A 26,715-nucleotide genomic window follows, 5' to 3' on the forward strand; every position below is an offset into this window, starting at 1 on the left:
GAGCCCTCAGCGCAGAAGGCCCTCGGCATCGAAGGCCTCCCATTCGCGCAACGAGGGCTTGGGGCCGAGCGGACCGGAACGCTCCGTGGCGGCGCCTCGCTTTCGCGGTGGCTTCGAGCCCCGCGTCATCGCCGCCTTGCCGGCCGCCCGCCGCCGGTTCTCCGCCGCAGCCTCCGCGTCCTCCGCTCGCCAAATGGACGCGAGGTCGCGATCCAGGACGTCTTCGATGTGCCGGGGGTCGAAGACGTGAAACGTGACCGCCTTGGCGCGTCCGCGCAGCTTCACGGTCCGCGTGCCGACGCTCCGCAGCCGGCCGTCCTTCGTCCATTTCAGGCGTTCGCGCGGCAGGATGGTGAGGATGTCGTCGACCTCGCGCGGCAGCACGGGCAGTGCGCCGATGCCGTCCAGCACCTCCTGCACGATCCTTGACGCGGCCGCGATGCGCTGTTCCTCGCCAGCTTCGAACGTCAGGCGGATGATCTCGTCCTGGACCAAGAGGTGCTTGCGGTCGGGGAAGGCCAACCGCCCCTTGATCTCGCGCACGATCCCCTCGGCGCGCACGCGCGATCCGAGCGCCGCCGCTCTCGGAAAGGGCCACTCGGCAAAGAGCGGCGGTCTGGCACTGTCATCGTCGGCGCGTGTCATCGTGGCAGAACGAGAATGCCTGGGGTTTCTTTCCACCGTGCCACGGGACGACGTGACGGGCGCCGTCGTCGGGAGATGAAACTTGGAAAGGCGGCGCAAAGGGACTTCGGTGCAGCAGCGCTGAACGGTCCGTTGCAAGGCCAGGACGCAAACAATGTCTTGCTTATCAATAGCGCACTATCTAAATCCTCCGCATGGCTACGATCGACCCCGCCCTAAAGGCTGCCTTCGCCGAAAACCTCGTGAAGATCGGCCGCAAGTTGCGCACGCGCTTCAATGCCGACGTGGTGCGGCATGGGCTGACCTATCCGCGCGCGCGCGTCCTGGCCGTTCTCGCCGAACGACAGCCGCTGCGGCAGGCGGAACTTGCGGCCGATCTCGAACTTGAGGGACCGACGGTGGTCCGGCTGCTCGACGGGATGGAGGCCCTGGACCTCATCACGCGCCGTTCGGTCGCCGGCGACCGGAGGGCGAAGCATGTGGAACTGACCGAGCACGGTGCCCGGCAGGCCGAGGTCGTGGGGGCGATATCGGCCCGCCTGCGCGATACGATCCTCTCCGGAAGCGACGCCGCCGAGGTCGAGACGGCGCTCGGGGTGCTGCTCGGCATCGGCGAGGTGCTCGACCGGCCGGCCGAAGGGGATGGCGCATGACCGACGAGACCCTTTCCGCGCGCGCCACCGCACAGGTCGGCGGCCCCGCCCCGGCCGACGTGATGGCGGACGGCTCGTCGACCGCCGGAGCGCAACGGTCCCGCCGCCGCGGCCAACCCATGCCGGCGCCCGCGCCCTATGTGCCCAAGCCCGTCTGGCTCGCCGGGCTCTACATCCTCGCCTCGACCCTGATCGCCATGACGCAGGGGCTCGGGCTCAACCTCGTCACCGCCAATCTCTACCAGATCCAGGGTCCGCTCGGCGCCTCGCTGAACGAGACCGTGTGGCTCTCGGCCGCCTATCTCGCGCCCAATGTCAGCCTGACGCTGCTCCTGACCAAGGTCCGGGCGCAGTTCGGCCTGCGCGTCTTCGCGACCTATGCGATCGTCGCGTTCGTCGCGGTCGCCTCGCTCCATCTCGTCGTGGACGACATCCAGTCGGCGATCGTGGTGCGCTTCTTTGCGGGCGTGGCGGCCTCGCCCATGTCCTCGCTCGCCTTCCTCTACATGCTGGAGCCCTTTCCGCCGGAACGGAAGATGACGGTGGCCGTCAGCCTGGCGATGACGAACCTGTCGATCGCAGCGCCGCTCGCGCGCATCGTCTCGCCGACGCTTCTCGACTACGGCGGCTGGAACGGGCTGTTCATGCTGGAGACGGCCCTCGCTCTCGTCAGCTTCGCCTTCATCCGGCTCCTGCCCTTGAACTCGCCGCCGAAGACGCCGGTGATCGAGACGATGGACGTCGTGAACTACGTGTTCATCGCGGTCGGGCTCGGCTCTCTCGCCATGGTCGCGACGGTGGGGCCGTTCTACTGGTGGTTCGAAGCGCCCTGGATCGGCGGGCTCCTGGCGCTCGGCCTCGGCAGCCTGACGATCGCCGTCGTGATCGAACTGAACCGCGAGAACCCGTTGATCGACGTGCGCTGGATCACCTCGCGCGAGATCCTGCACTTCGCCGGCACGCTCCTCCTGTTCCGGCTGCTTCTGTCGGAGCAGGCGAGCGGGGCCACCGGCTTCTTCCAGGTGCTGGGTCTCAAGAACGAACAGATGACGGTGCTGTATCTCGTGATGCTGGGCTCGGCGATCGCCGCGGGCCTTCTGTGCACCGTGATCGTGCGGCCGGGGCGCGCGCCCTATATCCACATCGTCGCCCTGTCCTGTCTCATCGCCGGCTCGCTGATGGATTCGCGCGCGACGGCGCTGACGGGTCCCGAGCAGATGTATCTCAGCCAGGGTCTCATCGCCGCCGCCGGCGTCCTCTTCCTTCCCCCGGCGATGGCTGTCGGCTTCGCCTCGGCGATGAAGCGCGGCATGAACTACATCCTGTCGTTCCTGATCGTCTTCCTGACGACGCAGTCGCTCGGCGGTGCGATAGGCTCGTCCCTGTTCCGAACCTTCGTGACGATCCGCGAGAAGTTCCATTCCAGCCAGCTCGCCGAAAACATCGTGCTGTCCGATCCCGTGGTCGCCGCGCGCATCGCACAGACCGGCGCAGCCTATGCGCGGGTCCTGCCGGATGCCGGGCTGCGCCAAGCCGAAGGACTGGCCCTTCTTGGCACCCAGGCGACGCGCCAGGCCAATATCCTCGCCTACAACGACGCTTTCCTCGCGATCGCGGTCCTGTCCGGCATCGGCCTCGCGACGCTTCTCGTGCATCTCGCCGTCATCCACCTGCGCCAATGGCGCGCGCCGCGCCCGGAAGCACAGGCCGCCTGACCGCCCACCCCATCCCTGCCCCGTCCGTTCCACGCCCTTCCAAAGTTCGTCCGATGAAACTCTCGCGCTTGCTCTCCACCCTCTTCGCCGTCGCGGTCGGCCTCGCCGGCGTCGCGCTGGTTCTCTATGCGTGGCGTCTGCCGCCCTTTGCGACCAGCATTGAAACCACCGAGGACGCCTATGTGCGCGGCCAGGTGACGGTGATCTCGCCGCAGCTCGCCGGCACGGTGGTCGAGGTGCCGGTTCAGGACTACGAGAGCGTCGCGGAGGGGCAGCTCATCGCTCGCATCGACGACCGGATCTTCTCCCAACGGCTGGCGCAGGCCCGCGCGACGCTGGCCGGGCAGCGGGCGCAGCTCGCCAATTCGCAGCAGGGACGTCGCTCCGCCGAGGCGAAGGTCAAGGCGAGCGAGGCCGCCATCGCCAGCGCCCAGTCGGCGTTCGATACGTCGGAGGCGAACTACGCCCGCATCGCGCCGCTGGCCAGCAAGGGTTTCGTGCCGGGCAGCGATCTCGACGTGGCGACACGCACGCGCGACCAGGCAGCCGCCGCGCTCGACCAGGCGAAGGCGGCGCTCGAGGTCTCGCGCCAGGACCTGCAGACGGTGATCGTGGCGCGCCAGTCGCTGGAAGCCGGGGTGGAAGGGGCGGAAGCGGCGGTCCGGCTGGCGGAGATCGATCTTGCCAACACGCGCATCCTCGCCCCGAAGAGCGGGCGCCTCGGCGAGATCGGCGTGAAGCTCGGGCAGTTCGTCCAGGCGGGCACGCAGCTCACCAGTCTGGTGCCCTCGACGGTCTGGGTCGTCGCCAATTTCAAGGAGACGCAACTTCCCGGCATGACGGTGGGCCAGCCCGTCCACTTCACCGTCGACGCCTTGGCGGCCAGGACGCTCACCGGGCGGATCGAGCGCTTCGCCCCGGCAACGGGCTCGGAATTCGCGGTTCTTCGCCCCGACAACGCGACGGGCAACTTCACGAAGGTCGCGCAGCGCCTGCCCGTTCGCATCGCGATCGATCCCGGCCAGCCGGGGGCAAGCGAACTCGTGCCCGGCATGTCGGTGGTGGTGCGCCTCGACACGGCGGCCGACGCGGCGCCACCCGCGGTCGCCGGCAACTAAAAGCCGCGTCCGGCCGGCGGCGGCATCGTCGAACGACCGCGCGTCCTCCAACGCGGAGCGGTGCGCTGACAGCTCAATCCCGGCGGCGGCGAGCCGCAGCGATCGCAAGGACCGCGCACAGGACGACCGCCGCATCTTCGGCGAGGCCGCTCGGCGTCCTGCCGAACGCGTCCATGCTTCGGCGCCGCAGCGCGACCCCGCCGAAGGCGCTGCCAAGGGCGACAGCCGCGGCCAGCCCCGCGCCCGCGGGCCGCTGTGCGCGCGGCGCCAGGACGGCACCCGCGAAGGCCGCGGTGAACGTTCGGGCGAGGAGGCCGGGCAGGACGGTGCGATCGGGCGCCGAAGGCATCTTGTCGCCCGCCATCTCCGCAAGGCCGAGCGCCAGGAGGCCGGCCAGCGCTCCGGGTCGGCGCAAGAGGCTTCCGGCCGGCGCCCCCGACGGGAGGGCGCCCTGCCGAGCGGCGACGGCCAGAACCGCCGGCGGTGTCATGGCGCGTTGTCCGGCGGCAAGGCCGATCAGAAGCGAGGCGAGCATGGCGCGTTTCCAGAAAGGATCGATCGGTCACAACACGCGAGGGTGCCGATCGTATCCCTCCGAAGGGCGCCGCGTCAGACGACGGCTGCGGACTCGAACGTGGCGGCAGTGACGCCGAGAAGCGTGATGGTGCCGCCACCCGACAGGCTGACAACGGCGGAGCCCTGGATGTCGTCCACGCGGTAGCTCTGCCCGCCGAAGCTCAAGCGGTCACCCTCGGCGGCGTTGAAGTCGACGATGATGTCGCTGCCGTGCCCAGCCTCGAACAGGAAGAGGTCCGCGCCCTGACCGCCGCTCAGCGTGTCGTTGCCGAACCCGCCATGCACGGTGTCGTTGCCCCGGTCGCCCGCGACCAGATCGTCGCCACGCCCGCCGTAGACGAGGTCGTTGCCCTGCCCGCCATGGACGGTGTCGTTTCCACGGTCGCCCGTGACGGTATCGTCGCCCAAGTTGCCCAGCACGAGGTCGTCATCCCTCCCACCGTAGACGAGATCGTTGCCCGTGCCGCCATAGATCGTATCGTTGCCCTGGTTGCCCGCGAGCGTATCGTTGCCCTCGCCGCCATAGACGAGATCGTTGCCCGTAAACCCGTAGACGACGTCGTTGCCGGCGCCCGCGTCGACGGTGTCGCTGCCGGCCGTTCCGTTGAGGATTTCCGAGAAGGCCGTCCCGACGATCGACTGTCCCGCCAACCCGTAGAGCGCCTGGATGGCGGCGATGTCGGCGGCCATGGGCGCGGTCTGGACGCCGAGATAGGGATACATGATCGAAGACGGATCGTCGGCGTGGGCGAGGCCGATCGTATGACCGATCTCATGGACCACGACGCCGTAGAAATTGCTGCCGCCAGCGGAGGCCGGCCCCCAGTATTCCGCCGAATCGATGGCGATCTCGGCGTGAAGGGTCAGGCCGTTCGCGTAGGACCAACGGGCCTCGCCCAGCGTGCCGCCCCGCCCGTCGAAGCTTTGAAGGCCGATCTGGATGTCGGCCGGACCGGTTCCGATTTCGACGAAATCGATCGCGGCGATCTTCTCCCAGGCATCGAAGGCGCTGCGGACCAGGGACTGGAAGGCGGCGGACCCGATGGCGCTCTCGAACCCGTAGAACCGTGCGCCCACGAGGCTGAGGCTCCAGGTGACGACGCCGCCACTCGTGCCGGGCACGGACGAGTCGCCCCATTTCGTGCCCGTGTAGGGGACCTGGACCATTCTTCGTTCCTTGCGATCTAGCCGACCCTCGAATGAGGACGTGCCTTATCATCCGACGGACGGAGTAAATAGGCCGCCAACGCGGTGGCGTTCACAAGTCCTTTATTTTCTCCGAAGTGCGAGGCGGGAACGGGAATCGGTGGAAAGCGTCGCCGACCTGCTTTCGCCCGATGCGGACGAGGGCCAAGTTCGGTCCATCGGAATCAGAGAGTCGCCATCATGATGCAAGCTGCCGCGCGCCACGACGAACTCGATGCTGCCGTGGACGAGGCGGTGGCCCAGGCCGGCGGCGATCTTCTGGCCGCGATCCGGAACCTCGCGCGACGCCAGCACGAGATGGAGCATTGCCTCCAGGCCGACGTGTCGGCCGGTTTCGTTCGGCGGGGGCTCCGCCCGGCGCGCTGAAGCGCTTAGGGCCGGGACGTCAGGCGTCCCGGCCTGTCGACGGATCCGCGGAAAGGTCGAATTCGAGAACGCGCAGTCCCGGATCGTCCTTGTGCACCTTCTGGCGAAAGCCGATGCGCCGCGCCATCGACAGCATCGCCGTGTTCTCCGCCAGAACCTCGCCATGGACGGTGCCGACACGCTGGGCCTTTGCATAGGCGAGGATCGCCTCCATCAGGAGGCGGCCGAGACCCCGCCCCTTCTGGTCCGAGCGCACCATGATGCCGAATTCGGCGCGCTCGCCGTCGGGATCCGCGATGAGACGCACGACGCCGAGTATGGCGCTCTGCGCACCGGGCTCCGCCGGCTCGGCAACGAGGGCCATCTCGCGCGAATAGTCGATCTGCGTCAGGCGCGCCGCGAAGGCATGCCCGATCCGGCGCAGCGGCGCGAAGAAGCGCAGGCGCACGTCCTCGGGGTCGCTGAGCTCCACCATCCGGACCAGCGCCGGCTCGTCTTCGGGCCGGATCGGACGCAGGCGGAACCGGCCCTTGCGCGAGACGGCCTCGCGTTCCAGGTCTTCCGGGTAGGGCAGGATGGCGAAGCGCGCGCTCCCCGCCGGCGGCTCTGCGCGCAGCACGACACGGGCGTCGAGCGCCACCACCCCCTCGCCGTCGGCAAGGAGCGGATTGATGTCGAGTTCGGCGATGGCCTCGATGTCGGCGGCCATCCGCGACAAGGTGACGAGCGTCGCGGCGATCGTCTCGGCGTCCGCCGGCGGGCGCTCCCGGTAGCCTTGGAGGAGACGCCAGACCTTCGTGCGGCCGATCATGTCGCGCGCGAGCACGGCGTTCAGCGGCGGCAGGCCGATGGCACGGTCGTTCAGGATGTCGGCCGCCGTGCCGCCCTGGCCGAAGCGGATGACCGGGCCGAACACCGGATCGGTGGAGATGCCGAGCCGCAGTTCCACGGCATGGGCGCGGCGCACCATGGCCTGGACGGTGAAGCCATCGATCCGCGCGCCGGGCTGGCGTCCCGCCACGGTGCGGATCATGTGTTCGCCGGCCTCGCGTACGCTTGCGGCGTCGTCGAGCTGGAGGCGCACGCCGCCGACGTCGGTCTTGTCGGCGATGTCGGGCGAAAGGATCTTCAGCGCCACCGGGAAGCCGATGCGGGCGGCGAGCGCGGCGGCTTCCGCCGGATCGCCCGCGATCTCGGTGGGAACCGTGGCGATGCCGTAGGCAGCCAGAAGCGCCTTCGATTCCGGCTCGGTGAGAACCGTGCGTCCCTCGCCGAGCGCGCCCCCGACGAGCCGCTCGACGGCCGCACGATCGACGCCGAACGGCGCCACCACCGCCGGCGTCTGCATCAGGAGGTCCTGGTTGCGCCGATAGGTGACGAGCTGCATGAAGGCGCGGACCGTCTCGTCCGGCGTCTGGTAGGTCGGGACGTTGCCGGCCGCGAAGACGCGGCGTGCGGTTCGGGCGGCGCGCTCGCCGAGCCAGCAGGTGAGGATCGGCGTGCGGCGCGCCTTGCGCGCTGCCTCCACCGTGGCGCGCGCGGCCTCGGTCCCGTCGGCGATCGCTTGCGGACAGTTCATCACGAGGACGGCGTCCTGATCGCCGGATTCGAGGATCGCGGCGAGCGTGTCGGCATAGGCGTCGGCCGTGGCGTCGGGCGCGAGCTTCACGAGACCGCTGCGCGCGGGAGATCCCGGCAGGCCTGGAGCCAGCCGTGACCAGGCGGCTTCGGGGAGCTCTGCCAGACGTCCGCCGAAGGCGCTCAGGGCATCGAGCGCCAGCGTGCCCGCCGCATCGCTGTTGGTGACGACGGCGAGCCGGTCGCCGCTCGGGCGAAGGCCCGTGGCGAGCGTGGCGACCGCCTCGAACAGTTCGCGCAGCGTGTCGACCCGCAGCATGCCGGCGCGCCGGAACGCGGCGTCGTAGACGTCGTCCGCGCCGCGCCCGCCGCCGATTTCGGGCCGGAGGTCCGCCTGCAGCCCGGCGCCCCGCCCCGTCTTGATGACCACCACCGGCTTGGTGCGCGCGGCGATGCGGGCGGCGGTCATGAACTTGCGCGCGTCCGTGACGGTCTCGAGGTAGAGGAGGATCGCCCGCGCCCGCGCGTCGAGCGCGAGATAGTCGAGAAGGTCGCCGATATCGACGTCGCTCATGTCGCCGGTCGAGACGACGTGCGAGAAGCCGATCTCGCGCACGTCGGCCCAGTCGAGCACGGTGGTCGCCATGGCGGCCGACTGGCTGACGAAGGCGAGATCCCCCTTGCGCGGCGTGAGGTGGGCGAAGCTGGCGTTGAGCGCCGTCGGCGGCGACAGGACGCCCAGACAATTGGGGCCGACCACGCGCAGGAGATGGGGACGCGCCGCTTCGAGGAGCGCCCGTCTGCCGGCCGCGTCGAAGCCGGACGAGATCACCACGGCCGCCCGGCAGCCTCGCTGCGCGAGATCGGCCACCAGCGCCGGCACGCCCGAGGCGGGGGTCGCCACGACAGCGAGATCCGGCACGGCGGGAAGCGCGTCGAGCGAGGGATAACACACCACCGAGCGGATGGAGGTCTCGCGCGGATTGACCGGCATCACGGGACCGTCGAACCCCGAGCCGAACAGGTTGCGCGCCAGGACGGCGCCGACCGATCCCGCCCGGTTGCTCGCTCCGATCAGAGCGATGGATCGCGGCTCGAACAGGGCATCCAGGTTGCGGATCGACATGCGGTCTCCTTAGGCCGGCGCGGACGCCCGCGTCCAGGCGCGTGCGCTCCGAGCGTCACGGTGCCGGCACGATGGCGACATTTGTGGTGGGGCCGTCATCCGATTTGTTAAGCGCCTTGCGTGTAGGAATGACCACTGGCCGTGCAACCCTTGCGGTCGGACCAACGAACGGGGATCGACCTGGCTTCCATGATGAACGTCCTTCGCAACATCGGGGTGCGCGCTCGCCTCTTGTTGTTGATCGCGGCCGCGATGCTGCCGCTGATCGGACTCATCGCGGCCGGCCTCGTGGTCTCGTTCCGCGACGCCGAACTCGAGGCGCACAGGAACATCGCCAACGAAACAAGACTGGGCGCCGAAACGATCTCGCGCGTCTTCAGCGAGGCGCGCGAATTCCTCGCCACCTTGCGCCAGATGCCTCAGGTCCGCGACCTCGGCGAGACGAACTGCAAGGGCCTCCTGGCGGGTCTGAAGGCCGAGCGCCAACAGTTCATGACCATCGGCGTCGTGTCCCCGGACGGCGTGATCCGCTGCCACAGCCGCGGCGTCCACGGATCGTCGTTCGGCGACCAGAAGCTCATCGAGCGGACCATGGCATCCCGTGGCGCCCGGTTCCTGGTCGGCGACTTCATGATCGGCGCGGTCACGAAAAAGCCGACCGTGGCCGTGGCCATGCGCCTGCCGCCCTCCAGCGACCCGAACGGCGCGGGCGCCGTCTTCGCTTCGCTCAACCTGTCGCTGATCGAGCAGGATGTGCGCGCGTTGTCGGAGGCGACCGGTCACTCGGTCGCGATCGTGCAGCCCCGCGCCTCTCGCGTCCTGGTGAGCTGGCCGCATGTCGCGGAGTTCGGCACCGTGATGCCGGACTTCCGCCTGCTGGGCACGATGCGGGAAACGCGCGAACGCGGAACGGCGACCACGGCCGATCTGTCCGGCCGCACGACGATCTTCGGCTTCGAGCCCATCGATGGGGCCGGCACCGCCGATCTCTGGCTGGCCGTCGGCGTATCCCCGGACGAAGTCTACGGAACCCTTCACAGCCGGATGCGATGGGCCTTGCTGACGAGTGCCGCGACCCTCGTCTTGGCGCTCGCGGGCACCGCCCTCCTCGCCTACTGGATGCAGCTTCGCCCCATCGAGCTCCTGTCGCGCTCGGCGCAGCGAATCGGCGCCGGCAACTTCTCGGTGCGCACCGGCATGGAATCCTGGCAGGCGCCCGAGTTCCGGCGTCTGGGCCAGCTCGTGGACACGGCGGCCAGGACCTTGGCGCAGGCCAAAGTGGCCGAAGAGGCCGTGGCGGCGGGCCAGCGGCGGTTCCAGCTGGTCGCGGACAACACCGTGGACATGATCTCCTGCGTCGATGCGGACGGAAACCGGACGCTGGTCACGGGTGCAAGCCGGCGGATCCTCGGCTACGATCCGGCGGAGCTTCTCGGACAGAGCCCGCTCGAGATCGTGGTGCCGGAGGATCAGCCCATCGTGCGTTCGCTCCTCGACACCTTCCGCGCCGGGGGCGAGGTCAACGGCGTGCGCTACCGCGTGCGGCGCAAGGACGGCAGTATCGTCTGGGTCGAGCTGTCCGGCCGGCCGATCGACGATGCGGGCGGCAGCGTGATCTCCCTGCGCGACGTCGACCAGCGACAGCGCACCGAGGAAGCGCTGGCGGAAGCCAACCGGCAGCTGGAAATGCTCGCCGCAACGGACGACCTGACGCGCCTTGCCAACCGCCGGACCTTCAATCGCCGGCTGGAGGAGGCCTTTGCGAAGGCCGAGGACGGGACCGATTTCAGCCTGCTCCTCCTCGACGTCGACCGGTTCAAGGCGTTCAACGATCGCTACGGCCATCCGGCCGGTGACCGCTGCCTGAAGGCGGTCTCGGAGGCGCTGGCGGCCTGCGTGCGGCGCGACGACGAGATCGGCGCCCGCTACGGCGGCGAGGAGCTGGCCCTGATCCTGCCGGGCGCGGGGCCGGCCGAGGCGCTGATCCGGGCCGAGACCATCCGGCGCGCCGTGGCCTCGCTCGCCATCCCGCACCAGGACGGCGACGAAGGATACCTCACGGTGAGCATCGGCGTGGCGTCCCTGTCCGATCTGCGCTCGGGGACCACCGTTCCCCTCGACATCATCCAGAAGGCCGACGAGGCTCTGTATGCGGCGAAGGCGGGCGGGCGCAACCAGGTGCGCGCCCGCGCGGCCTGAACTCAGGCCGCGCCGGCGCGGCGGTCGGCCCGCATCATCTCGGCCGCCTTCTCCGCGATCATCACCGTGGGGGAGTTCGTGTTGCCGGAAACGATCGCGGGCATCACCGATGCGTCGGCGACGCGAAGGTTCGCGACGCCGCGCACCCGCAGCCGCGGATCCACCACCGATTCCGGATCGGCGCCCATGCGGCAGGTGCCCACCGGATGAAAGATGGTGGTACCGATCGCTCCTGCCGCCTCGCGCAGCTCGTCCTCCGTCTGGAAGGCGGGACCCGGCTTGAACTCCTCCGGCCGGTAAGGCTTCAGCGCCGCCTGCGCGACGATGCGCCGTGTCAGCCGGATCGCGTCGGCCGCCACGCGCCGGTCGCCCTCGGTCGAGAGATAGTTCGGCCGAATCGAAGGCTGCAGCCTGTGGTCGGGAGCGCGGGCATGGACGCTGCCGCGGCTCTCCGGCCGCAGGTTGCAGACGCTTGCCGTGAAGGCGGGGAACGGATGCACCGCCTCGCCGAACTTCTCGAGGCTGAGCGGTTGCACGTGATACTGGAGGTTCGCCGTCTCGAAGGCCGGATCGGAGCGGGTGAAGATGCCGAGCTGGCTCGGCGCCATGGACATCGGGCCCGACCGCTTCAGCGCGTATTCCAGTGCGATCGCCGCCTTTCCGAGGAGCGTCGAGGCCTTTTCGTTCAGCGTCGGGATGCCCGACACCTTGTAGGCGCAGCGCAGCTGGAGATGATCCTGCAGGTTCTCGCCGACGTCCCGCCGCTCGTGCACCACCGCAATGCCGGCGTCGAAGAGGACGTCTCCCCGCCCGATGCCCGACAGTTCCAGGATGTGCGGCGAGCCGATCGCCCCGGCGCTGAGCACGACTTCGCCGCGGCAGCGCGCGAGGCGGACCTGCGTGCCTTGCGAAAATTCGACGCCCGTGACGCGCGCCCCGTCCACCACGAGGCGGCGCACCTGCGCATGGGTTTCGACATGGAGGTTGGGCCGGCCCATGACGGGCTTCAGGAAGGCCTTCACGGCGTTCCAGCGGACACCGCGCCGCTGGTTGACCTTGAAGTAGGAGGAACCCTCGTTGTCGCCGCGGTTGAAGTCGTCGATGGGCGCGATGCCGGCCTGTTCGGCGGCGGTGCGGAAGGCGTCGAGAATGTCCCAGTGGAGGCGCGCGGTCTCGACCCGCCATTCGCCGCCCGCCCCGTGCATCTCGTCGGCGCCGGCGAACCAGTCCTCCGAGCGGCGAAACACGGGCAGGACGTCGTCCCAAGCCCAGCCCTCGCAGCCTATCTGGCGCCACCCGTCGTAGTCGCGCGCCTGGCCGCGCATGTAGATCATGCCGTTGATCGACGAGCAGCCGCCGAGCACCTTGCCGCGGGGGTAGGACAGGACGCGCCCGTTCAATCCGGCTTCCGCATCCGTCAGGAAGCACCAGTCGGTGCGCGGGTTGCCGATGCAGTAGAGATAGCCGACGGGAATGTGGATCCAGGCGTAGTTGTCGCGCCCGCCTGCCTCGAGGAGCAGGACGCGCTGGTCCGGATCGGCCGAGAGACGGTTGGCGAGGACGCAGCCGGCGGTGCCGCCGCCGACCACGATGTAATCGAACTCGCCGTCCATCCGAGGAGCCTTCAGCCCCGCCGCCGGAGGCGGTGGGCGATCTCGCCGACGATGCCGCGCCGGAACAGGAGCACGCAGACCATGAAGGTGAGGCCCGTGATCACGGTGACCGGGAAGGCCGAGGTCGCGAGATAGTTCTGAAGCGACACGACGAGCGCGGCGCCCACCAGCGGCCCCGCCATGGTGCCGATTCCGCCGAGCAGCGTCATCAGGATCACCTCGCCTGACATCTGCCAGGCGACATCGGTGAGCGTCGCGAACTGGAACACCAGCGCCTTCAAGCCACCGGCCAGTCCCGCGAGCCCGGCCGACATGACGAAGGCGGCGAGCTTGTAGGAGCCGACCGAAAGGCCGAGCGAAGTGGCGCGCGTCTCGTTCTCGCGGATCGATTTGAGGATCATGCCGAAGGGCGAGTGGACGATGCGCCAGATCGCGAAGAGCCCGATCAGCACCACGGCGAGCACGTAGTAGTAGATCGCCAGCGGCTGGCCGAGGTCGATGATCCCCAGCGCGTAGCCGCGCGGCACGCCCTGCAGCCCGTCCTCGCCGCCGGTGAAGGGTGCCTGCAGGCAGAAGAAGGCGAACATCTGGGACAGCGCCAGCGTGATCATCGCGAAGTAGATCCCCTGCCGGCGGATGGCGAGGAAGCCGATCGCAAGGCCGAGCAGCGCGCCCGCCGCGACGCCGACGAGAAGCCCGAGTTCGGGGGCGAGGCCCCACACCTTCACGGCATGCGCCGTGGCGTAGGAGGCGCCGCCGAAGAAGGCGGCATGGCCGAACGACAGGAGGCCCGTGTAGCCCAGGAGCAGGTTGAAGCTCGCGGCGAAGAGCGCGAAGCACAGGACCTTCATCAGGAAGATCGGGTAGACCAGGAAGGGCGCGGCGACGAGGCCGGCGAGCGCGACCAGGAGGAGCACGAGGCCGGTCGCCTTGGCGGCGGACCGTTCGCGCGGGAGCGTCATGGCATCTTGCGACATGTCAGGCCGCCCTTCCGAAGAGGCCCGCAGGGCGCACGAGCAGCACGATGGCCATGATCACGAAGATCACGATCGAGGAGGCTTCGGGGTAGAAGACCTTGGTCAGCCCTTCGAAGAGCCCGAGCATGTAGCCGGTGAGGATGGCTCCGCCGATCGAGCCCATGCCGCCGACGACCACCACCGCGAAGACGACGATGATGATGTTGGAGCCCATCAGCGGCGAGACCTGGTAGACGGGCGCCGCCATGATGCCGGCCAGCCCCGCCAGCGCCGAGCCGAGCCCGTAGGTGAAGGTGAGGAGCAGCGGCACGTTGATGCCGAAGGCGCGCACCATGACCGGATTTTCGGTGGCCGCGCGCAAGGTGGCGCCGAGCCGCGTCTTCTCGATCAGCGCCCAGGTGCCGATGCACACCGCGAGCGAGGCCACCACGATGAAGGCGCGGTAGTTCGGCAGGAACATGAAGCCGAGATTGGTGCCGCCGGTGAGCTGGGCTGGCGGCGCGTAGGGCTGGCCCGAGGCGCCGTAGAGGTAGCGGAACAGCCCCTCGATCACGAGGGCGAGGCCAAAGGTGAAGAGGAGGCCGTAGAGCGGATCGAGGTTGTAGAGCCGCGACAGCGCCGCCCGCTCGATCACGACGCCGACGAGCCCGACGATCAGGGGCGCCAGCAGCAGCGAGAACCAGAAGCCGATGCCGAGGTTCGTCAGCAGGAGATAGCCGACGAAGGCGCCGAGCATGTACTGCGCGCCGTGTGCGAAGTTGATGATGCGCAGGAGGCCGAAGATGATCGCGAGGCCAAGGCTCAGCATCGCGTAGAACGAGCCGTTGATGAGCCCGACCAGAAGCTGGCCGAGCAGCGCCTGGATCGGAATGCCGAAGACGGTGGTCATCCCAGTCAGACTCCGAGGGTTTCGGTAAGCTGGTTCATACGGTCCGGAAGCTCGCGCACGGGGAAGCCGTCGAGCACCTGCCCGTGGTCCATGAGGTAGAAGCGGTCGGCGACCTTGGCGGCGAAGCGGAAGTTCTGCTCGACCAAGAGCACCGTCATGCCGCGGCTCTTGAGCGTGGTGAGGATCTCGCCGATACGCTGGACGATCACGGGCGCGAGCCCCTCCGTCGGCTCGTCGAGGAGCATGAGCTTCACGCCCGAGCGCAGGATGCGCGCGATCGCCAGCATCTGCTGCTCGCCGCCCGACAACTGCGTGCCCGACGAGGCGCGGCGCTCCTCGAGGTTGGGGAACAGGCGATAGATCTCGGCGATCTCCATGCCGCCCGGCGCCACGACCGGCGGCAGGAGGAGATTTTCCTCCACGGTGAGGCTGGCGAAGATCGCCCGCTCCTCCGGCACGAAGCCGATCCCGTGATGGGCGGTCCGATGCAGCGGCACGCGGAGCATGTCGCGGCCGTCGAAGCGGATCTCGCCGGTGCGCCTGGGGATGATGCCCATGATGGCGCGGAGCGTCGTGGTCTTGCCGACGCCGTTGCGCCCGACCAGCGTCACCGTCTCACCGGGCAGGATGTCGAGGTCGACGCCATGCAGCGCCTGGCTCTCGCCGTACCAGGCGTTGAGCCCGCGAACGCGGAGCAGCGGCTCAGCCATGGTCGGTCCCCATATAGGCGGTGCGCACGCGCTCGTCGGTGGAGACGGTGGCGTAGTCGCCGGCCGCCAGGATCTCGCCGCGCTGGAGCACGGTGACGCGGTCGCAGAGGTCGGCCACCACCTTGAGATTGTGCTCCACCATCAAGACGGCGCGCGTCTCGGCGACCTTCCTGATAATGGCGGCGACCGTGCCGACGTCCTCGTGGCCCATGCCGGCCATCGGCTCGTCGAGGAGCAGCACCTTCGGATCGAGCGCCAGCGTGGTGGCGAGTTCGAGGACGCGCTTGCGCCCGTAGGAAAGGTCGGCGGCCAGGAGGTCGCGCGCGTCCTCCAGCCCCACCTCGCGCAGAAGCTCCATCGCCCGGCCGTCCAGCCGGTCGAGCACCGAGAGACCGCGCCAGAACTGCGTGGCGAGGCCGGCCGGGCGCTGCAGGGCGACCCGCACGTTTTCCAGCACCGTCATGTGCGGGAAGGTCGCCGAGATCTGGAACGAGCGCACGAGACCCATGCGCGCGACCTTCGACGGCGAGGTCTTGGTGATGTCCTCGCCCATCAGGGTGATGGTTCCCGCTGTGGAGGCTAAGAACTTGGTCAGGAGGTTGAAGACCGTGGTCTTGCCGGCGCCATTCGGCCCAATCAGGGCATGAACCTCGGCGTGACGAACATCGAGGTCGACGTCCTTGACGGCGGTGAAGCCGCCGAAGTCGCGCCGGAGGCCGCGGCAGGCGAGGACCACCTCTCCCCCGCCCCCGGCCGGAACGGTGCCCGGCCGGTCGATACGCTCCGCGACGCCTGCCATGGCGGCCGCGCCCCTACTGCGTCGCCACCAGCGAACAGCCGCTTTTGGCCGGATCGATATAGGCCTCGGCGCCCGGAACGGTGGCGAGCACCTTGTAGTAGTCCCAGGGCTTCGTGCTCTCGGCCGGCGTCTTCACCTCCATGAGGTACATGTCGTAGATCATGCGCCCGTTGGCGCCGACCTTGCCGCCGCGCGCGAAGACGTCCTCGACCGGCATCTCGTGCAAAGCCTTCGACACGGCCTCGGTCTCGTCGGTGCCAGCCTTCTCGATCGCCTTCAGATACTGCGTCACGGCCGAATAGGTGCCGGCCTGGATCATGTTGGGCATGCGCTGGGTGCGCTCGAAGAACTTCTGGGAGAAGGCACGCGATTCGTCGTCGCGATCCCAGTAGAACCCTTCCGTCAGCGACAGCCCCTGCGCCGCCTCGAGGCCGAGACCGTGGACTTCCGCCAGCGTGAAGAGCAATGCCGCGAGGCGCTGGCCGCCCTGCACGATGCCGAACTCGGCCGCCTGCTTCACGGCGTTGGCGGTGTCGAGGCCGGCGTTCGCCATGCCGATCACCTTGGCGCCGGACGACTGGGCCTGGAGGAGGAACGAGGAATAATCGGTGGTCGAGAGCGGATGGCGCACAGAGCCGAGCACCTGGCCACCGTTGGCCTTCACGAAGTTCGAGGTCTGCTCCTCCAGCGAATAGCCGAAGGCGTAGTCGGCGGTGAGGAAGAACCATGTGTCGCCGCCCTGCTTCACCAGCGCGCCGCCGGTGCCGACCGCCAACGCATGCGTGTCGTAGGCCCAGTGGAAGCCGTAGGGGCTGCACTGCTTGCCGGTGAGTTCCACCGTCGCCGCGCCGGTCGTGATCGTGACCTTCTTCTTCTCCTTGGACAGACCCTGCACGGCCAGCGCGACCGAGGAGGTCGTCAGCTCCATGATCGAATCGACCTGCTCGGTGTCGTACCACTGGCGGGCGATGTTGGAGGCGACGTCGGGCTTGTTCTGGTGGTCGGCGTTGACGACCTCGATCGGCGCATCCAGCACCTTGCCGCCGTAATCCTCCACCGCCATCTTCGCCGCCTCGAAGCTCCAGCGGCCGCCGAAGTCGGCATAGACGCCGGACTGGTCGTTGAGGATGCCGATCTTCACCTTGCCGTCGGACACCTGGGCGGCGGCCGGCAGAACGGTGGCGGCGAGAAGAAGCGTCGAAAGCGCGGCGAGCTTGGTCATCCGTGGTCCTCCCGGTTGCAGCGAACCCCGGGAGACGGCGCGCGCGGACGAGCGGAACCGCCAGCCCCGTCGCGCAACCTCCCAGTGACCGTCCCGCGTCCTTGGAGATCGCGCGGGTTCAAGCCGTTCGCCCGCAGCACCAGGACCTCCCGTCCCGTCGTGCTGCCGATACGCGAAGGCTAGCATCGGCCGTCGTCCATATGAATGTTCATTTCCGAAAACATTCTGTACAAAAACGTACGGACAGGAGCGGCGGTTGAGCGAATTTGCCTGGGACGACCTGCAGTATTTTCTGGCCGTCGCGCGAACCGGTCAGCTGTCGTCGGCCGCGCGCATCCTGCGCACGAACCATGTGACCGTCTCGCGCCGTCTCGACCGGCTGGAGAAGGATCTCGGCATTCGGCTCTTCGAGCGCTCGCCGCGCGGCTACATGCTGACCGCGCTGGGAGAGCGGCTGGTGGAGCGGGCGGGGGCGATGGAGCGAGACGCGGCGGTGTTCGCGGAGGCCGCCACTGAAGGCCCCGCCAGCCCGCGCGGCACGGTGCGACTGGCGACGCCCGAGGGCTTCGGCAACTTCTTCCTGGCCGACCGGCTTCCCGGCCTCGCGCGCAGCCATCCCGCCCTGTCGATCGAACTCGTGCCGATCCAGCAGATCGTCTCCCTGTCTCGCCGTGAGGCGGACCTGTCGGTGGCCCTTCATGCGCCGTCGAGCGGTCCCTACCGGCGCGAGCGCATCTTGCCCTACCGGCTCTTCGTCTACGCCTCGCGCGGCTATCTCGACGCCTCGGGACCGATCGCCGAGCCATGCGCCCTCGGGTCCCATCCGGTAATCGGCTACATCGAGGACATGATCTTCACGCCCGGGCTCGACTATCTCCGCGAGATCCTGCCGGGCACGCGGGCGAGCTACCAGAGCTCGAGCATCCATGCGCAGCTCGCGGCAACGCGCGACGGCTTCGGGCTCGGCGTCCTGCCCTACTTCATCACCAGCCGCTACCCCGACCTCGTGCCGATCCTGCCGCGCGAGGTGCATATCGAGCGCGACTACTGGCTGATCTGCCACGACGACCTCGTCGGTGCCCCGCGTATCCGCCTCCTGTCGGACTTCATCCGCGACACGGCGCGCGCCGCCAGGTCGATCTTCGCCGGCGAGCCGCTCCTCGCATGAAAAAGGCCGCCCCGGGGGCGGCCTTCTCGATCGATCGCCGATCGGCTCTTACGCCTTCGGCGCGGTCATCTTGCCGTCCATGCGGCGCCAGAGGCCGAGCGGGTTGGCATCCTTCAGGGCGTCCGGCAGGAGGCCGTCCGGCAGGTCCTGGTAGCAGACCGGGCGCAGGAACCGCTCGATCGCCTTGGAGCCGACCGAGGTGGAGCGACCGTCCGCCGTGGAGGGATAGGGGCCGCCGTGCACCATGGCGTGCGCCACCTCGACGCCCGTGCCGAAGCCGTTGACGAGTATGCGGCCGGCCTTGCGCTCGAGCAGAGGCAGGACGGCGCGCGCGGCCTCGTGGTCGGCGTCCGCGATGTGGATTGCCGCGGTCAGCTGACCTTCCAGCGCCGCGACGACGCTCTTCATCTCGGCGGCGTCGCGGCACACGACCACGATCGAGGCCGAGCCGAACATCTCCTCCTGCAGCTCGGCCGACTTGACGAAGTCGGCGGCCGAGACGCGGAACAGCGCGGCCTGTCCGCGAAGGTTCTCGCCGGCCAGGCCCTTGGCGACCACGGAGACCGAGGCATGGCCCTCGACGGCGGCGACGCCCTTGGCATAGGCCGAGCAGATGCCGGGCGTCAGCATGACCGCGGCGGGCGCGGCCACGAGCGTTTCTTCCGCGGCCTTGAGGAAGGCCTCCAGACCTTCGCCCTCGATGGCGATCACGAGCCCCGGATTGGTGCAGAACTGGCCGGCGCCCAGCGTCAGCGAGCCGACGAAGGCCTTGCCGATCGCAGCGCCGCGGTCCCGCAGCGCTGCCGGGAACAGGAGCACCGGGTTGATCGAGCTCATCTCGGCATAGACCGGGATCGGCTCGGGGCGGTTGGCGGCGATCTTCATCAGCGCCGTGCCGCCCGTGCGCGAACCGGTGAAGCCGACCGCCTTGATGCGGGGATCGGCGACGAGGCCCTCGCCGATCGCGCGCTCGGCCGCGAAGAGGAGCGAGAACGTGCCCTCCGGCATGCCGCACTTGGCGACGGCCGCATGCACCGCGCGCCCGACGAGCTCGGACGTGCCGGGATGAGCCGAGTGGGCCTTCACAACGACCGGGCAGCCGGCAGCCAGCGCCGAGGCCGTGTCGCCGCCGGCGACCGAGAAGGCGAGCGGGAAGTTCGACGCGCCGAACACGGCGACGGGCCCGAGCGGCACGTTGCGCAGCCGCAGGTCCGGCCGGGGCAGCGGCTGGCGGTCCGGCATCGCGGGGTCGATGCGCGCGTCGAGATAGCCGCCGTCGCGCAGGACGCCCGCGAAGAGGCGCAACTGGCCCATCGTGCGGCCGCGCTCGCCCTCGATGCGCGGACGCGGCAGGCCGCTCTCGGCCATGCAGCGCTCGATCAGCTCGTCGCCCAGCGCCAGGATCTCGTCGGCGATCGTCTCCAGGAACTTGGCGCGGGCCTCGAGGCTCGTCTCGCGGAAGGCGTCGAACGCGGTTTCGGCCAAGGCACAGGCCCGGTCGAGATCGGCCTTGCTGGCGCCGCCGAATGCGGGCTGGAGCTGTGCGCCCGTCGCGGCCTCGATTCCGTAGACCGTGCCCTGCCCTCCCTTGGAGATGGCCTGGCCGATGATCTGCTCGCCTTGGATGGTCATGGGGTTCTCCGTCCTGTCGCGACTGGCGCAGCGCACCCGTCACCTCGCGCTCCGATTACAGGCTCCGGGCGACGGAGGGAACCATGGCAGTGCCGTTCGATCGCAATTCCTCGGACAATTCGCCGGATTTCGTTGGAAATCGTAAGGCGAGCCTGTTACCTGTAAGCGTATGCCTGCAACCTACATGTTGCGTAGCCGTGCACATTGCTGCATGGGAGATTGACAGACAATTGCAGGACATGGCGGCCCAAGCGATGAGCAAGGACATTCTCCTCGACGAGCAGCTCTGCTTCGCCATCTATTCGGCAACCCATGCGTTCAACCGCTTCTACAAGCCTCGCCTCGATCGACTGGGCCTGACCTATCCCCAGTATCTCGTGATGATGGTGCTGTGGGAGGAGGAGCCGCAGACCGTGGGAAGCATCGGCGAACGCCTGCTTCTCGACTCCAGCACGCTGACCCCACTGCTCAAGCGGCTGGAAACGGCCGGCTATGTCAGCCGCACCCGTTCCTCGCGCGACGAACGCGTCGTGGAGGTCACGCTGACGCCCGTCGGCCGCTCGCTTCGCGAAGACGCCTGCCCGATCCCCGAAGCCGCCAAGTCGGCGACGGGCACGTCGATGACGGAGTTGAACGAGCTTCGGCACCAGCTCGTCACGATCCGGGACGCGCTCAACACCGCCGATCCCGCCTGACGCCTCGCCGCGAGGCGTGCGCAGCGCGGAGGAATCCGCTAAGAGATCGCCCGAATACGGCAGCCGCGGACGGCGCCGCGCGAGGGAGGATCGACGATGGTGGCGCTCGGCAACGGCAATCTGGCCGAAATCTCTGATGTGGCACGCGTGCCGGCCTATGATCGGGCGGCCCTTGTGCCCGGCATCGCGCATTTCGGCGTCGGCAATTTCCACCGCGCGCACCAGTGCGTCTATCTCGACGACCTGTTCGCCACCGGGGCCGGACATGAATGGGCGGTCGTCGGACTCGGCGTGCGTCCCGAGGAGAAGGCGGCCTTCGCCGATCTCGCCGCCCAGGATGGGCTCTTCACCGTCACCGAGGTGGACGAGGGCGTGCGGCAGACGCGTGTGATCGGTTCGGTGGTCCGTGTCGTGGAGCCGGGCGACCGGGCCGCCACGATGGCGGTCCTGACCGATCCGGCGATCCGCATCGTCACCCTCACCATCACGGAAGGCGGCTACTACCTGTCGGGCGACAAGCCCAATCTCGACCATCCCGACCTCGTCGCCGATGCCGCCGACCTTGCCGGCTCGCGCACCGTCTTCGGTCTGATCGTCGCCGCCCTGTCCGAGCGGCGTGCGGCGGGCACCCCGCCCTTCACCGTCCTGTGCTGCGACAACCTTCCCCATAACGGCGACCTGACGCGCCGCCTCGTGACCGGTCTCGCACACCAGGCGGATCCGGCGCTCGCCGATCATATCGAGACCTCGGTCGCCTTCCCGAACTCGATGGTGGACCGCATCACCCCCGCGACGACGCCCGGCCAGATCGAATCGCTGCGCGCCGAGACCGGCATCGAGGACAAGCGCCCGGTGTTCTGCGAGCCCTTCATCCAGTGGGTGGTGGAAGAGCGCTTTCCCAATGGGCGCCCGGCGCTGGAGACCGTGGGCGTCACCTTCGTGGAGGACGTCACCCCCTACGAGCTGATGAAGCTGCGCATCCTGAACGCGGGTCACGCCACGATCGCCTATCCCGCCGCGCTCCTCGGCCTCACCTATGCGCACGACGCGATGCGCGACGACCTCGTCCTGCGCTTCTTCCGCGACGTGGAGGAGAACGAACTGCTGCCGACGGCCCCGAGTATCGAAGGCGTCAGCCGCGAGGACTACCTGGCGACCGTCACCTCGCGCTTCGCCAACCCGGCGATCGCCGACACGCTTCGGCGCCTGGCGCTCGACGGCTCGAACCGCCAACCCAAGTTCATCCTGCCGTCCGTGCGCGAGCGGCTGGCGAAAGGGGAGGACATCTCGGGCCTCGCCCTCGTCGGAGCGCTGTGGTGCCGCTACTGCTACGGCACGCTGGAGGACGGGACCGCGATCGAGCCGAACGACCCGAATTGGGATACGCTGCAGGCGGCCGCGCGCGCCGCCAAGGACGAGCCCCGCCGCTTTCTGGAGCAGCGCGACATCTTCGGCGATCTCGGCGCGAATGCCCTCTATGCCGATACGTTCGGGCGGCACCTGCAGGCCCTCTGGCGCGATGGCGTGCGCCCGGTTCTGGAAGCGCATCTGGCGCGCAGGGCAACCTGAGCCTTCCCCACGCGGAACGGCAGCGAACCGAAAGGGCCGGACCTCCTCGAGGTCCGGCCCTTTGTCGTTTCCCGTCGTCGTCGGCCTCCCCCGGGGGAGGCGGTCCACTCTCCGTGTGTCAGGGAAACAGGATTGCGACGGCCAATGTCGTGCCCGCGGCCAGCATGGCCAGTGCAGTCAGGTTGACGAAGACGGACACCATGGTCTCGATGCGCACCGGAAACTCTCCTCGTGGTCGGCCCTTCGCTTCTACAACGGCCTTGTTTCCGCCTGGTTTCGTGACCCCGCGGATTTGATCGCACACCCCGCAATCCACAGACATATCGCTTCGACCGATGCGCCGCGCAGATGACCGAGGCCCGTCCGGCGAACCGCCGGATCGGCTTGCCCGGCTCTTCCTCTGCGATGCAAGAAATCGTGTTGACAGATCCCGCGGTTTAGAACTTGTATGAGTTATTGCGGATCAGCGGTCCGCAAGGATGTCGGCCGGAATGGCTCGACGTCGTCGCCGGCTCGGGAGGCCGGGGGAATTTTCGGCCGGCGTTCGTCCGGCATCAGGGAGGAAGAGCATGAGCAAGTTGGGCAAGCTGGCAGCGGCCTTGGCGTTGGCGACCGTGATGGGCGCCCCGGCCTTCGCGCAGAGCGGCATGGTGGTCGGCTTCTCGCAGGTCGGCTCCGAATCGGGCTGGCGCGCCGCCGAGACGGCGGTGACCCGCCAGGAAGCCGAGAAGCGCGGCATCGACCTGAAATTCGCCGACGCGCAGCAGAAGCAGGAAAACCAGATCAAGGCGATCCGCTCCTTCGTGGCGCAGGGCGTCGACGCGATCCTGCTCGCCCCCGTAGTCGCCACGGGCTGGGACGACGTCCTGGAAGAGGCCAAGGAAGCCGAGATCCCCGTCGTCCTTCTCGACCGCAACATCGAGACGACGGACGACTCCCTGTATCTTACGGCCGTGACCTCCGATCAGGTCCACGAGGGCAAGGTCGCCGGCGACTATCTCGTCGGCCAGGTCGGCTCGAAGCCCTGCAACGTCGTGGAGCTCCAGGGCACCACGGGATCGTCGCCCGCCATCGCCCGCAAGAAGGGCTTCGAGGAGGCGATCGCCGGCCACGACAACATCAAGCTCACCCGCTCGCAGACGGGCGACTTCACCCGCACCAAGGGCAAGGAAGTCATGGAGAGCTTCATCAAGGCCGAGAACGGCGGCAAGGACATCTGCGCGGTCTACGCCCACAACGACGACATGGCCGTCGGCGCGATCCAGGCCATCAAGGAAGCCGGTCTGAAGCCGGGCTCGGACGTCATGGTCGTCTCGATCGACGCCGTGCCGGACATCTTCGCCGCCATGGCGGCCGGCGAGGCCAACGCCACCGTCGAGCTGACGCCCAACATGGCCGGCCCCGCCTTCGACGCGCTGGAGGCCTACAAGAAGGACGGCACCGAACCGAAGAAGTGGATCCAGACGGAATCCAAGCTCTACACCCAGGCCGACGACCCGAAGGCGGTGATGGAGTCCAAGAAGGGCCTCGGTTACTGAGCCGAGCCGTCTGACGGGTCTCGTCCCGTCCGGCCCACGATCCCCGCGCCGCCGGCCTGACTTCATGGCCGGCGGCGCGGTCCTTGGCGGCGACGGCACGGCCGACCGCGCCGGCTCGCGGCGAGATCCGCGACGGCCCGCCCCCGGCTCATCGGACCCGAGCGAACTTTATGCCTCACGATCTCCTGGCCCTTCGCGGGCTGACCAAGACCTTTGCCGGAATGACGGCGCTCGACGGCGTAGACCTGACGCTGCGCGCCGGCGAGATCCACGCGCTTCTCGGCGAGAACGGCGCCGGCAAGTCGACCCTGATCAAGACGCTGACGGGCGTCTATCGGCGCGACGGCGGCCGCATCCTTCTCGACGGCGCCGAGATCAACCCGGCCGACAGCCGGCAGGCGCAGGCCCTGGGCATCGGCACGGTCTATCAGGAGGTCAACCTCCTGCCCAACCTGTCGGTCGCCGAGAACCTCTTTCTCGGCCGCCAGCCGATGCGCTTTGGGTTCACCGATGGGCGCGCCATGCGCCGGCGGACCCGGGAGCTCCTGACGGCCTACGGCCTCGACGTCGACCCCTCCGCGACGCTCGGCCAGCTCTCGGTCGCGGTCCAGCAGCTCGTCGCCATCATCCGCGCGGTGGACGTGTCGGGCAAGGTGCTGATCCTCGACGAGCCGACCGCGAGCCTCGACGCCGCCGAGGTCGAGATGCTGTTCGCGGCGATGCGGCGCCTGCGAGACCAGGGCATGGCGATCGTCTTCGTCACACATTTCCTCGATCAGGTCTTCGCCGTCTGCGACCGCGCCACGGTGCTGCGCAACGGCCGGCTCGTCGGCGAGCGCGCGATCGCCGAGACCTCGCGCATGGACATCGTCACCATGATGCTGGGCCGCGAGCTGGGCGAGGCCGTTCATCACAAGACGCCTGCCACCGCCGCCGCTGGTGAGCCGCGCGTCGCCTTCCGCAATTTCGGCCGCCGCCGCAGCGTCGAGCCCTTCGACCTCGCCATCCGACCGGGGGAGGCGGTGGGCGTCGCCGGTCTTCTCGGCTCCGGCCGCACCGAGACCGCCCGCCTCGTCTTCGGCGCCGACCGAGCCGATACGGGTGAGGCCTTCGTGGACGGCAAGCTCGTGCGCCTCGCCAACCCTCGCGCGGCCATCCGCGCCGGCTTCGGCTACTGCCCGGAGGAGCGCAAGGTGGAGGGCATCGTCGGCGACCTGTCGGTGCGCGAGAATATCATTCTGGCATTGCAGGCCCGGCGCGGCTGGGCGAAGCCCCTGTCGATGCGCGAGCAGATCCGCATATCCGACCGCTTCGTCAAGGCGCTTGATATCCGAACCACCGATATCGAGAAGCCGATCCGGCTCCTGTCCGGCGGCAACCAGCAGAAGGCGATCCTCGCCCGCTGGCTGGCGACGGAGCCGAGCTTCCTGATCCTCGACGAGCCGACGCGCGGCATCGACGTCGGCGCCCATGCCGAGATCGTGCGCCTGATCGAGACGCTGTGCGCGGACGGCATGGCGATGCTCGTCATCTCGTCGGAGCTCGACGAGATCACCGCCTATGCGAACCGCGTGCGCGTGCTGCGCGACCGCCGCCATCTCGGCGACCTCACGGGCGAGGACGTCTCGCCCGCCGCCATCATGCGCACCATTGCCGGCACGTCCACGGAAGGAGCGCGCGCGTGAGCCTCTCCCGCCTCAGATCGGCCCTGCCGCAGCTCCTGGCGCTCGCGCTCGTGCTCGGCATCAACGCGATGGTGTTCCCGTCCTTCTTCGACCTCGCCGTGCGCAACGACCGGCTCTACGGCCCCTTGATCGACGTCCTCAACCGCGGCGCGCCGGTGATGCTGCTCGCCATCGGTATGACGCTCGTGATCGCGACCAAGGGCGTCGACCTCTCCGTCGGCGCCACCATGGCGATCTCGGGCGCGGTCGCCGCGACCCTCACCGTCGCAGGCGTGCCAATCCCGCTCGTGATCCTCGCCTCGCTCGGCGTCGGCCTCCTCTGCGGCCTCTGGAACGGCATCCTCGTCGCCGTCCTCGACATCCAGCCGATCATCGCGACCCTGATCCTGATGGTCGCTGGACGCGGCATCGCGCAGCTCGTCACCTCCGGCTTCATCGTCACCTTCAACGATCCGACCCTGTTCTTCATCGGCTCGGGCTCGTTCCTCTTCCTGCCCATGCCGGTGGTGATCGCGCTGGTGATGGCCGTGCTCGTCATCCTTCTCGTGCGGCGCACCGCGCTCGGCCTCCTGATCGAGGCGACGGGCATCAACCGCCGCGCCTCGGCACTGGCCGGCGTCGACGCCAAGGCGGTGCTCATCGCCGCCTACATGACGTCGGGCCTCTGCGCCTCCGTCGCCGGCCTCATCGCCGCCGCCGACATCCGCGGCGCGGACGCGAACAACGCCGGTCTGTGGCTCGAACTCGACGCGATCCTTGCGGTCGTCATCGGCGGCACGTCGCTGATGGGCGGGCGCTTCTCGATCCCGCTCGCGCTCGTCGGTGCCCTGATCATCCAGGCGATGAACACCGGCATCCTCTTGTCCGGCTTCCCGCCGGAGATGAACCTCATTCTGAAGGCCGTGCTGATCGCCGTGATCCTGGTGCTGCAGTCGCCCGCCATGGCGCGCGCGACGAGCCTCCTGGCGGCGCGCCGTCCGCCCGCAACCGGGGTCGCCGCGCCCACCGCCGCCGATCCCCGCAAGGTCTGACGCCG

Annotated in this window: 22 protein-coding genes; 11 read left to right on the forward strand and 11 right to left on the reverse strand. The window is 68.9% G+C overall.

Going from position 1 to position 26,715, the window contains the following annotated elements; translation table 11 throughout:
• Positions 1-6: 6 nt before the first annotated feature.
• Positions 7-645, reverse strand: a complete 639-nt coding sequence (locus tag AUL34_RS18320) for a hypothetical protein (protein ID WP_061936989.1) — start codon at positions 643-645, stop codon at positions 7-9.
• Positions 646-839: 194 nt separating this feature from the next.
• Between AUL34_RS18320 and AUL34_RS18325 the strand changes: the two genes are divergently transcribed.
• From AUL34_RS18325 to AUL34_RS18335, 3 genes are all read left to right on the forward strand, one after another.
• Positions 840-1,298 (forward strand): MarR family winged helix-turn-helix transcriptional regulator, encoded by a 459-nt coding sequence (locus tag AUL34_RS18325; RefSeq protein ID WP_061936992.1) that lies wholly within the window; start codon positions 840-842, stop codon positions 1,296-1,298.
• A 119-nt stretch (positions 1,299-1,417) separates the two neighbouring features.
• Complete coding sequence (locus AUL34_RS18330) at positions 1,418-3,013, forward strand: MFS transporter (protein ID WP_061937148.1); 1,596 nt, start codon at positions 1,418-1,420, stop codon at positions 3,011-3,013.
• Between the two features lie 53 nt (positions 3,014-3,066).
• Entirely contained in the window at positions 3,067-4,131 is a 1,065-nt protein-coding gene (locus AUL34_RS18335) for an HlyD family secretion protein (protein WP_061936995.1), read from the forward strand.
• Positions 4,132-4,204: 73 nt separating this feature from the next.
• Here AUL34_RS18335 and AUL34_RS18340 read toward each other — a convergent pair whose 3' ends face one another.
• On the reverse strand, positions 4,205-4,666 hold the full coding sequence (locus AUL34_RS18340; RefSeq protein WP_061936998.1) for a hypothetical protein: 462 nt from the start codon (positions 4,664-4,666) through the stop codon (positions 4,205-4,207).
• A gap of 74 nt (positions 4,667-4,740) precedes the next feature.
• Positions 4,741-5,874 (reverse strand): matrixin family metalloprotease, encoded by a 1,134-nt coding sequence (locus AUL34_RS18345; protein ID WP_061937001.1) that lies wholly within the window; start codon positions 5,872-5,874, stop codon positions 4,741-4,743.
• A gap of 219 nt (positions 5,875-6,093) precedes the next feature.
• Here AUL34_RS18345 and AUL34_RS18350 point away from each other — a divergent pair, with 219 nt between their 5' ends.
• Positions 6,094-6,279: a hypothetical protein gene (locus AUL34_RS18350; RefSeq protein WP_061937004.1), complete on the forward strand. Its 186-nt coding sequence runs from the start codon at positions 6,094-6,096 to the stop codon at positions 6,277-6,279.
• Positions 6,280-6,298: 19 nt separating this feature from the next.
• On the opposite strand, the gene AUL34_RS18355 is transcribed toward AUL34_RS18350, so the two are convergent.
• Positions 6,299-8,983 carry a bifunctional acetate--CoA ligase family protein/GNAT family N-acetyltransferase gene (locus AUL34_RS18355; protein ID WP_061937006.1) on the reverse strand — a complete coding sequence of 895 codons (2,685 nt, stop codon included), beginning with the start codon at positions 8,981-8,983 and terminating at the stop codon, positions 6,299-6,301.
• A gap of 189 nt (positions 8,984-9,172) precedes the next feature.
• Between AUL34_RS18355 and AUL34_RS18360 the strand changes: the two genes are divergently transcribed.
• Positions 9,173-11,182 carry a diguanylate cyclase domain-containing protein gene (locus tag AUL34_RS18360; RefSeq protein WP_061937009.1) on the forward strand — a complete coding sequence of 670 codons (2,010 nt, stop codon included), beginning with the start codon at positions 9,173-9,175 and terminating at the stop codon, positions 11,180-11,182.
• 2 nt (positions 11,183-11,184) lie between these two features.
• Here the strand turns inward: AUL34_RS18360 and AUL34_RS18365 are convergent, their stop codons facing one another.
• Genes AUL34_RS18365 through AUL34_RS18390 form a run of 6 tightly spaced genes read right to left on the reverse strand, consistent with a single transcriptional unit; the run spans position 11,185 to position 17,392 of the window.
• A complete protein-coding gene (locus tag AUL34_RS18365) occupies positions 11,185-12,795 on the reverse strand; it encodes a GMC family oxidoreductase (protein WP_061937012.1) in 1,611 nt (536 codons plus the stop codon).
• Positions 12,796-12,806: 11 nt separating this feature from the next.
• The gene (locus tag AUL34_RS18370; RefSeq protein WP_370539062.1) at positions 12,807-13,757 is read right to left on the reverse strand and encodes a branched-chain amino acid ABC transporter permease; all 951 of its coding nucleotides are present in this window, start codon (positions 13,755-13,757) and stop codon (positions 12,807-12,809) included.
• A gap of 16 nt (positions 13,758-13,773) precedes the next feature.
• Positions 13,774-14,661 (reverse strand): branched-chain amino acid ABC transporter permease, encoded by an 888-nt coding sequence (locus tag AUL34_RS18375; RefSeq protein ID WP_061937018.1) that lies wholly within the window; start codon positions 14,659-14,661, stop codon positions 13,774-13,776.
• Positions 14,662-14,666: 5 nt separating this feature from the next.
• On the reverse strand, positions 14,667-15,371 hold the full coding sequence (locus AUL34_RS18380) for an ABC transporter ATP-binding protein (protein ID WP_061937021.1): 705 nt from the start codon (positions 15,369-15,371) through the stop codon (positions 14,667-14,669).
• Entirely contained in the window at positions 15,364-16,170 is an 807-nt protein-coding gene (locus AUL34_RS18385) for an ABC transporter ATP-binding protein (RefSeq protein WP_082653479.1), read from the reverse strand. Before AUL34_RS18385 ends, AUL34_RS18380 begins: the two co-directional genes overlap by 8 nt.
• A gap of 13 nt (positions 16,171-16,183) precedes the next feature.
• On the reverse strand, positions 16,184-17,392 hold the full coding sequence (locus tag AUL34_RS18390) for an ABC transporter substrate-binding protein (RefSeq protein WP_061937023.1): 1,209 nt from the start codon (positions 17,390-17,392) through the stop codon (positions 16,184-16,186).
• A 256-nt stretch (positions 17,393-17,648) separates the two neighbouring features.
• Here AUL34_RS18390 and AUL34_RS18395 point away from each other — a divergent pair, with 256 nt between their 5' ends.
• Positions 17,649-18,560 carry a LysR family transcriptional regulator gene (locus AUL34_RS18395; RefSeq protein WP_061937026.1) on the forward strand — a complete coding sequence of 304 codons (912 nt, stop codon included), beginning with the start codon at positions 17,649-17,651 and terminating at the stop codon, positions 18,558-18,560.
• A gap of 48 nt (positions 18,561-18,608) precedes the next feature.
• Here AUL34_RS18395 and AUL34_RS18400 read toward each other — a convergent pair whose 3' ends face one another.
• Positions 18,609-20,192: an aldehyde dehydrogenase (NADP(+)) gene (locus tag AUL34_RS18400; RefSeq protein WP_061937029.1), complete on the reverse strand. Its 1,584-nt coding sequence runs from the start codon at positions 20,190-20,192 to the stop codon at positions 18,609-18,611.
• A gap of 254 nt (positions 20,193-20,446) precedes the next feature.
• On the opposite strand from AUL34_RS18400, the gene AUL34_RS18405 reads away from it, so the two are divergent.
• The 5 genes from AUL34_RS18405 (at position 20,447) to AUL34_RS18425 (ending at position 26,710) form a co-directional block, all read left to right on the forward strand.
• Entirely contained in the window at positions 20,447-20,887 is a 441-nt protein-coding gene (locus AUL34_RS18405; protein ID WP_061937154.1) for a MarR family winged helix-turn-helix transcriptional regulator, read from the forward strand.
• 96 nt (positions 20,888-20,983) lie between these two features.
• Positions 20,984-22,456, forward strand: coding sequence for a mannitol dehydrogenase family protein (locus tag AUL34_RS18410; RefSeq protein ID WP_061937032.1), 1,473 nt, complete (start codon positions 20,984-20,986; stop codon positions 22,454-22,456).
• A 569-nt stretch (positions 22,457-23,025) separates the two neighbouring features.
• Positions 23,026-23,994 (forward strand): galactofuranose ABC transporter, galactofuranose-binding protein YtfQ, encoded by a 969-nt coding sequence (ytfQ, locus tag AUL34_RS18415; RefSeq protein WP_061937035.1) that lies wholly within the window; start codon positions 23,026-23,028, stop codon positions 23,992-23,994.
• A 170-nt stretch (positions 23,995-24,164) separates the two neighbouring features.
• Positions 24,165-25,679 (forward strand): sugar ABC transporter ATP-binding protein, encoded by a 1,515-nt coding sequence (locus AUL34_RS18420; protein ID WP_061937038.1) that lies wholly within the window; start codon positions 24,165-24,167, stop codon positions 25,677-25,679.
• Entirely contained in the window at positions 25,676-26,710 is a 1,035-nt protein-coding gene (locus AUL34_RS18425; RefSeq protein ID WP_061937041.1) for an ABC transporter permease, read from the forward strand. Before AUL34_RS18420 ends, AUL34_RS18425 begins: the two co-directional genes overlap by 4 nt.
• The last annotated feature ends 5 nt before the right edge of the window (positions 26,711-26,715 follow it).

The sequence above is a fragment of the Aureimonas sp. AU22 genome, from assembly GCF_001463745.1.
Lineage (GTDB): Bacteria > Pseudomonadota > Alphaproteobacteria > Rhizobiales > Rhizobiaceae > Aureimonas.

Excerpts from the sequence above, each read along its gene's own strand:
- AUL34_RS18400 (WP_061937029.1), bottom strand. The coding sequence starts at position 20,192 with ATGACCATCCAAGGCGAGCAGATCATCGGCCAGGCCATCTCCAAGGGA.
- AUL34_RS18360 (WP_061937009.1), top strand. The coding sequence starts at position 9,173 with ATGATGAACGTCCTTCGCAACATCGGGGTGCGCGCTCGCCTCTTGTTG.
- AUL34_RS18330 (WP_061937148.1), top strand. The coding sequence starts at position 1,418 with ATGCCGGCGCCCGCGCCCTATGTGCCCAAGCCCGTCTGGCTCGCCGGG.
- ytfQ (WP_061937035.1), top strand. The coding sequence starts at position 23,026 with ATGAGCAAGTTGGGCAAGCTGGCAGCGGCCTTGGCGTTGGCGACCGTG.
- AUL34_RS18355 (WP_061937006.1), bottom strand. The coding sequence starts at position 8,983 with ATGTCGATCCGCAACCTGGATGCCCTGTTCGAGCCGCGATCCATCGCT.
- AUL34_RS18405 (WP_061937154.1), top strand. The coding sequence starts at position 20,447 with ATGAGCAAGGACATTCTCCTCGACGAGCAGCTCTGCTTCGCCATCTAT.
- AUL34_RS18350 (WP_061937004.1), top strand. The coding sequence starts at position 6,094 with ATGATGCAAGCTGCCGCGCGCCACGACGAACTCGATGCTGCCGTGGAC.
- AUL34_RS18375 (WP_061937018.1), bottom strand. The coding sequence starts at position 14,661 with ATGACCACCGTCTTCGGCATTCCGATCCAGGCGCTGCTCGGCCAGCTT.
- AUL34_RS18345 (WP_061937001.1), bottom strand. The coding sequence starts at position 5,874 with ATGGTCCAGGTCCCCTACACGGGCACGAAATGGGGCGACTCGTCCGTG.
- AUL34_RS18370 (WP_370539062.1), bottom strand. The coding sequence starts at position 13,757 with ATGACGCTCCCGCGCGAACGGTCCGCCGCCAAGGCGACCGGCCTCGTG.
- AUL34_RS18420 (WP_061937038.1), top strand. The coding sequence starts at position 24,165 with ATGCCTCACGATCTCCTGGCCCTTCGCGGGCTGACCAAGACCTTTGCC.
- AUL34_RS18385 (WP_082653479.1), bottom strand. The coding sequence starts at position 16,170 with ATGGCAGGCGTCGCGGAGCGTATCGACCGGCCGGGCACCGTTCCGGCC.
- AUL34_RS18335 (WP_061936995.1), top strand. The coding sequence starts at position 3,067 with ATGAAACTCTCGCGCTTGCTCTCCACCCTCTTCGCCGTCGCGGTCGGC.
- AUL34_RS18340 (WP_061936998.1), bottom strand. The coding sequence starts at position 4,666 with ATGCTCGCCTCGCTTCTGATCGGCCTTGCCGCCGGACAACGCGCCATG.
- AUL34_RS18320 (WP_061936989.1), bottom strand. The coding sequence starts at position 645 with ATGACACGCGCCGACGATGACAGTGCCAGACCGCCGCTCTTTGCCGAG.
- AUL34_RS18325 (WP_061936992.1), top strand. The coding sequence starts at position 840 with ATGGCTACGATCGACCCCGCCCTAAAGGCTGCCTTCGCCGAAAACCTC.
- AUL34_RS18365 (WP_061937012.1), bottom strand. The coding sequence starts at position 12,795 with ATGGACGGCGAGTTCGATTACATCGTGGTCGGCGGCGGCACCGCCGGC.
- AUL34_RS18390 (WP_061937023.1), bottom strand. The coding sequence starts at position 17,392 with ATGACCAAGCTCGCCGCGCTTTCGACGCTTCTTCTCGCCGCCACCGTT.
- AUL34_RS18410 (WP_061937032.1), top strand. The coding sequence starts at position 20,984 with ATGGTGGCGCTCGGCAACGGCAATCTGGCCGAAATCTCTGATGTGGCA.
- AUL34_RS18380 (WP_061937021.1), bottom strand. The coding sequence starts at position 15,371 with ATGGCTGAGCCGCTGCTCCGCGTTCGCGGGCTCAACGCCTGGTACGGC.